The sequence below is a fragment of the Burkholderia sp. Ac-20345 genome, from assembly GCF_017104825.1.
In the GTDB taxonomy this organism is placed as follows: domain Bacteria; phylum Pseudomonadota; class Gammaproteobacteria; order Burkholderiales; family Burkholderiaceae; genus Burkholderia; species Burkholderia lata_B.
In genome coordinates this window covers 1-5,669 of record NZ_JAAGPO010000342.1, presented here as the reverse complement: position 1 = coordinate 5,669, position 5,669 = coordinate 1, and the positions used below count along the sequence as shown (strand labels likewise).

The window sequence follows — 5,669 nt, the reverse complement described above, 5'->3', positions numbered from 1 at the left end:
CGCAACGCGCGGCCAGCGCCGGCTCGCGCTGCTCGATCAGCCAGTCGCGCAGCGTCGTGAGCGCCGCCGCCGGGTTGCCGCGCGCGTCGCCCTCCACCGCGCCGTCCGCGATCAGCGCCTGCGCGAGCGAACGCGGCAGGCCCGACGGACGCGTCGCGAGCAGGCGCTGCAGGTACAGCGCGCCGCCCGCCTTCGGGCCCGTGCCCGACAGCCCTTCGCCGCCGAACGGCTGCACGCCGACCACCGCGCCGATCACGTTGCGGTTCACGTAGATGTTGCCGACGTGCGCATTCGAGATCACGTGCGCGATCGTCTCGTCGATCCGCGTGTGGATGCCGAGCGTCAGGCCGTAGCCGGTCGCGCGGATCTGCTCCAGCAGCTTGTCGAGCTGGCTGCGGCGGTAGCGCACCACGTGCAGCACGGGGCCGAACACTTCGCGCTTCAGCTCGTCGATGCTGCCGATCTCGATCAGCGTCGGCGGCACGAACGTGCCGTGCGCGCAGGCCTCGGGCGCCGGCAGCTGCGTAACGCCGTGCCCCTTGTCCTTCATCGCCTCGACGTGCGTGTCGATCGTCTGCTTCGCTTCACCGTCGATCACCGGGCCGACGTCCGTCGACAGACGGTCGGGGTTGCCGAGCGCCAGTTCGTGCATCGCGCCCTTGAGCATCGTCAACGTGCGGTCCGCAACGTCGTCCTGCAGACACAGAACGCGCAGCGCCGAACACCGTTGACCGGCCGAGTCGAACGACGACTGCATCACGTCCGCGACGACCTGCTCCGCGAGCGCCGACGAATCGACGATCATCGCGTTCTGGCCACCGGTTTCCGCGATCAGCGGGATCGGCTTGCCGTCCGGGTCGAGGCGCGAGGACAGCGTCTTGTTGATCAGGCGCGCGACTTCGGTCGAGCCGGTGAACATCACCGCGCGGGTACGCGCATCGGCCACCAGCGCCGCACCGACGGTCTCGCCGGTGCCCGGCAGCAGCTGTACCGCGCCGGCCGGCACGCCGGCCTCGCGCAGCAGGCGCACGGCCTGGGCGGCGATCAGCGGCGTCTGTTCGGCCGGCTTCGCGAGCACCGTGTTGCCGGCGGCGAGTGCCGCGGCCACCTGGCCCATGAAGATCGCGAGCGGGAAGTTCCACGGGCTGATACAGACCACGGGACCGAGCGGGCGGTGCGTGTCGTTCGAGAATTCGTCGCGGATCTGCGCTGCGTAGTAGCGCAGGAAGTCGACCGCTTCGCGGATCTCGGCGATCGCGTTCGGCAGCGATTTGCCGGCTTCGCGCACGATCAGGCCCATCAGCGTGTGCATCTGCGCTTCGAGCAGGTCGGCCGCGCGCACCAGGCAATCGGCACGTGCATCGACCGGCGTCGCCTGCCAGATCGGCGCGGCGGCCACCGCGTGCGCGGGCGCCGCGCTCACGTGTTCGGCCGTCGCTTCGCTGACCGTGCCGACCAGGTCGCGCTGGTCGGCCGGGTTGCGCACGTCGCGGGCCGGCGCGTCGGCGAGCGTGTCGTCGGCGAGCATCGGCGCCGCGCGCCACGGGAAATGCGCGCTCGCGAGCAGTGCGGACGACAGCGACGCGAGACGGTGTTCGTTCGACAGGTCGAGGCCCATCGAGTTGGGACGCTCGTCGCCGTACAGGTTGCGCGGCAGCGGGATCTTCGCGTGCGGCGCGCCCAGCGGCACGACCTTCGATGCTTCGTCGACCGGATCGGCGACCAGCTCCTTCACCGCCACGGTTTTATCCGCGATGCGGTTCACGAACGACGTGTTCGCGCCGTTCTCGAGCAGGCGGCGCACCAGGTACGCGAGCAGCGTCTCGTGCGTGCCGACCGGTGCGTACACGCGGCACGGACGGTTCAGCTTGTCGCGGCCCGTGACTTCCTCGTACAGCGGCTCGCCCATCCCGTGCAGGCACTGGAATTCGTACTGGCCCGGGTAGTAGTTCTGGCCCGCGAGCTGGTAGATCGCGGCCAGCGTGTGCGCGTTGTGCGTCGCGAACTGCGGGTAGACGGCGTCCGGCGCCGCGAGCAGCTTCTTCGCGCACGCGAGGTACGACACGTCGGTGTAGATCTTGCGCGTATAGACCGGATAGCCTTCGAGGCCGTCGACCTGCGCACGCTTGATCTCGGTATCCCAGTAAGCGCCCTTCACGAGGCGGATCATCAGGCGGTGACGGCTGCGGCGCGCGAGATCGATCAGGTAGTCGATCACGAACGGGCAGCGCTTCTGGTAGCCCTGCACGACGAAGCCGATGCCGTTCCAGCCCGCGAGATCCGGATCGAAGCACAGCGCCTCGAGCAGGTCGAGCGACAGTTCGAGGCGGTCGGCTTCTTCCGCGTCGATGTTCAGGCCGATGTCGTAGCGGCGTGCGAGCAGCGCGAGCGCGCGCACGCGCGGCAGCAGCTCGCTCATCGTGCGGTCCTGCTGCGAGCGCGAGTAGCGCGCGTGCAGCGCCGACAGCTTGATCGAGATGCCCGGGCCTTCGTAGATACCGCGGCCGCCGGCCGCCTTGCCGATCGCGTGGATCGCCTGTTCATACGACGCGTAGTAGCGCTGCGCGTCCTCTTCGGTCGTCGCCGCTTCGCCGAGCATGTCGTACGAGTAGCGGAAGCCGCGCGCTTCGTACTTGCGGCTGTTTGCGAGCGCTTCGGAAATCGTCTCGCCGGTGACGAACTGCTCGCCCATCAGGCGCATCGCCATGTCGACGCCCTTGCGGATCAGCGGCTCGCCGCCGCGGCCGATCAGGCGCGTCAGCGCCGACGACAGCCCCGCTTCGCTGTTGGTCGTCACCAGCTTGCCGGTGATCATCAGCCCCCAGGTCGCCGCGTTCACGAACAGCGACGGCGCGTGGCCGACGTGCGAGCGCCAGTCGCCCTTGCTGATCTTGTCGCGGATCAGCGCATCGCGCGTCGCGCGATCGGGAATGCGCAGCAGCGCTTCGGCGAGGCACATCAGCGCGACGCCTTCCTGGCTCGACAGCGAGAACTCGTGGATCAGCCCTTCGACGCCGCCGCCCGAGCTCTTCTCGCGCAGCGCCTCGACGAGCTTCGTCGCGAGCGCCTGCACGTCCGCCTGCAGGTTCGCGGGCAGGCGCGCCTGGCCGAGCAGGAACGGCACGCACTCCGGCTCGGGGCGGCGGTACGCGGCCGTGATCGCCGCGCGCAGCACCGATTGCGGCTGCACGTTCTGCGCGAACTCGAGGAACGGGTGCGGCGAGTTGTCGTCGTCGCCGTCCGCGGCCTGGCCGTCGGCAAGCTCCGTGACGCCGCTGTGGCCCGACAGCTCGGGCGGCAACTGGCCGTGCTCGATCCGCTCGAGATACGCGAAGATCGCCTGCTTGATCAACCAGTGGGGGGTGCGCTCGAGACGCGCGGCGGCGTCCTTGAGGCGCGAGCGGAGAAGGTCGTCGACTTTGACGCCGAGAGTCGTGCTTGCCATGGTGGGTTCGTGCGCCGGTGCGAGCCCGGCAATATGGTGTGAGAGGATGCGCGAAATCCTACGGCACGCAATAAAAAGGTGCAACCAAATTGCGAGATAGGTTGCACCCATAAGTTACTCAATATAATCAGCCACTTATGCGGTTGCAACCTAGGAGTTGCCCGTGGTCGGAGGATCGGTGTTTTCCCTGAGCGGGCCGATTTGACATGCGTGCGCAACCTTCCGCGCGCGTGGCGGCGGACGAAAACGGGTTGCACTGGGTGTGACGGGAGGCGCGGCGCCCGGGCGCGGCCGAGCGGCAGGAGGCGGTTCGGGGGTACCCGGCCCGGTGGCCCGGGGTGCAACACAGCCGCACGCCGCGCGACGGCCGGATGGCGCGCCGCTCGGCTCAGATATCCAGCGGATCCACCTCGACGCCCCACCGCAACACGCCCTTCAGCGCGCGCAGCTCCGGCTGCCATGCGCGCAGCGCATGCTGCAGCGCCGCCCGCGACGCGCTTTCGAGCAGCAGCTGCGCGCGATGGACGTTCGCGACCTTGACGATCGTCATCGGCACCGCGTCGTACACGGTCACGCGATCGGCGCCCGGCAGCCCCGGCAACGCGGCCGCGGCTTGCAGCAGGAACGCGAGCGCCGCGTCGAGCGTGCGCCCTTCGGCGCGCAGCAGCGCCTGGTAGACGAACGGCGGCAGGTGCGCGTCGCGGCGCTCGCCGAGCGTCGAATTCGCAAAGCCGACGTAATCCTGCCGCCCGAGCGCGTGGTACAGCGCGTGACGCGGGTAACGCGTCTGCACGAGCACCTCGCCCGGCAGCCCCGCGCGCCCCGCGCGGCCGCTCACCTGCATCAGCTGCGCAAACAGCCGTTCGCTCGCGCGGAAGTCGTGCGAGAACAGCGCGGTGTCCGCATTGAGCACACCGACGAGCGACACGCGCTGGAAGTCGTGCCCCTTCGCGATCATCTGCGTGCCGACGAGGATATCGATCTCGCCCGCGTGCACATCGGAAAAGAGCGCCTGCGCGCTGCCCTTGCGGCGCGTGCTGTCCGCGTCGATCCGCAGCACGCGCGCGCCCGGCACCGCCTCGGCGAGCGCCTCCTCGATCCGTTGCGTGCCGCGCCCGAGCGGCGCGATGTCGACGTTCCCGCACTCGGGGCACGATCGTGGAATGCGCGCCTCCCAGCCGCAGTGATGGCAGCGCAGCGCGTGCTCGGGCTTGTGCAGCACGACGTATGCGCTACAGCGCGGGCAGCCGGCGACCCAGCCGCATGCATCGCACGCGAGCTGCGGCGCGTAACCGCGCCGGTTCAGGAACACGAGGCTCTGTTCGCCGCGCTCGAGCCGCGCCTTCAGCGCCGAGACGAGCGGCCCCGACAGCCCGCCCATCGACGCGCGCCCGCGCCGCCGTTCCTCTTCGAGGTCGATCAGCCGCACGGTCGGCAGCGTCGCGTCGGCCACCGCGCGGCGCGACAGCGTGAGCCGCGTGTAGCGGCCCTGCTCGGCCTGCCACCAGCTTTCGAGCGACGGCGTCGCCGAGCCGAGCACGACCGTGATGCCGAGCTGCTTCGCGCGCCACACGGCGAGATCGCGTGCCGAATAGCGCAGCCCTTCCTGCTGCTTGTACGCAGGCTCGTGCTCCTCGTCGACGACGACCAGCGCGAGCGTCGGCATCGACGCGAGCACCGCGAGGCGCGTGCCGAGCACGATCCGCGCGCGGCCCGTATGGGCGGCAAGCCAGTTGCGCGCCCGCTCGCCCTCGGCGAGCCCGCTGTGCAGCGTGACGATCGCGTCGTCGGCGAGCACCCCCGCGAAGCGCGCGCGAAACGCGGCCTCGAACTGCGGCGTCAGGTTGATTTCGGGGACGAGTACGAGCGCCTGCGCGTCCGGCCGCGCATCGAGCAGCGACGCGAGCGCATGCAGATAGACCTCGGTCTTGCCGCTGCCCGTCACGCCGTGCAGCAGGAACGGTGCGAAGCCCTGCGCGGCGCGGATCGCGTCGAGCGCCTCGGCCTGCTGGTCCGTGAGTGCCGGCGGCACAGTTCGTCCACCGGCTGCCAACAGGTTATCCACAGCTTTGGGCACAGGCGCATCGGCCCAGCCGATCTCCTCGACGTCGACCCAGCCGCGTGCCGCCCAGTCGTCGAGCGTGGCCGCCGCCTTCGGGTGCAGCGCGCGCGCATCGGGCAGCGCCAGCGAGCCGGTGTCGACCAGCGCCTGCGCGAGCCGCCG

2 protein-coding genes are annotated in these 5,669 nt (G+C 70.2%); both read right to left on the bottom strand.

What is annotated here, in order from left to right; genetic code table 11:
• On the bottom strand, positions 1–3,445 hold a 3,445-nt coding region (gene putA / locus G3O06_RS46060; RefSeq protein ID WP_205820058.1), incomplete at its 3' end, for a trifunctional transcriptional regulator/proline dehydrogenase/L-glutamate gamma-semialdehyde dehydrogenase.
• A 388-nt stretch (positions 3,446–3,833) separates the two neighbouring features.
• The coding region (locus G3O06_RS46055; protein ID WP_205820057.1) for a primosomal protein N' at positions 3,834–5,669 on the bottom strand (1,836 nt) is incomplete at its 5' end.